The organism is Acinetobacter sp. GG2, assembly GCF_000292385.1.
GTDB classification, from domain to species: Bacteria; Pseudomonadota; Gammaproteobacteria; order Pseudomonadales; family Moraxellaceae; genus Acinetobacter; species Acinetobacter seifertii.
Window position 1 is genome coordinate 1 of the sequence record NZ_ALOW01000003.1, and the last position, 1,179, is coordinate 1,179.

Genomic DNA, 1,179 nt, shown 5'->3' on the forward strand with positions numbered 1-1,179 from the left:
TTATGCAGTTACTTTCGCAACAACACCAGCACCTACAGTACGACCACCTTCACGGATCGCAAAACGTAGACCTGGGTCCATTGCGATTGGGTGGATTAATTCTACTGACATTTCAACGTTGTCACCTGGCATAACCATTTCAACGCCTTCTTTCAACTGGATCGCACCAGTTACGTCAGTTGTACGGAAGTAGAACTGTGGACGGTAACCATTTAAGAATGGAGTGTGACGACCACCTTCTTCTTTAGAAAGTACGTATACTTCTGCGTCGAATTTAGTGTGCGGCTTGATTGTACCTGGTTTAGCAAGTACTTGACCACGTTGTACGTCTTCACGCTTAGTACCACGAAGTAATACACCACAGTTCTCGCCTGCACGGCCTTCGTCAAGAAGTTTACGGAACATTTCTACGCCAGTTACAGTTGTTTTAACTGTATCTTTAATACCAACGATCTCTACTTCTTCACCAACTTTAACAATACCTGATTCTACACGGCCTGTTACTACAGTACCACGACCAGAAATTGAGAATACGTCTTCGATTGGCATTAAGAATGCTTTGTCGATAGCACGCTCTGGTTCTGGGATGTAAGAGTCAAGAGCTGCTACAAGAGCAAGAACTGATTCTTCACCGTAAGGACCTGCTTCACCGTTAAGAGCAGCAAGAGCTGAACCACGGATTACTGGAGTATCATCACCTGGGAAGTCATAAGTAGAAAGAAGTTCACGAACTTCCATTTCTACTAATTCAAGTAATTCTTCGTCATCAACAAGGTCGCATTTGTTTAAGAATACGATGATGTAAGGTACACCAACCTGACGAGAAAGAAGGATGTGTTCACGAGTTTGCGGCATTGGACCATCAGTCGCAGCACATACAAGGATCGCGCCGTCCATCTGAGCAGCACCAGTGATCATGTTTTTAACGTAATCGGCGTGACCCGGGCAGTCAACGTGTGCGTAGTGACGAATTGGAGAATCGTATTCTACGTGTGAAGTATTAATTGTAATACCACGTGCTTTTTCTTCAGGTGCTGAGTCGATTTGTGAGTAATCTTTCGCTTCACCGCCGTAAGTTTTTGCACAAATAGTTGCAATCGCAGCAGTTAAAGTTGTTTTACCATGGTCAACGTGACCGATTGTGCCCACGTTTACGTGTGGCTTATTACGTTCAAACTT

The 1,179-nt window shown here is 44.3% G+C and carries 1 protein-coding gene; it reads right to left on the reverse strand.

Annotated elements, in window-relative coordinates; genetic code table 11:
* On the reverse strand, positions 1-1,179 hold a 1,179-nt coding region (gene tuf, locus B554_RS0100015; protein ID WP_019456510.1), incomplete at its 5' end, for an elongation factor Tu.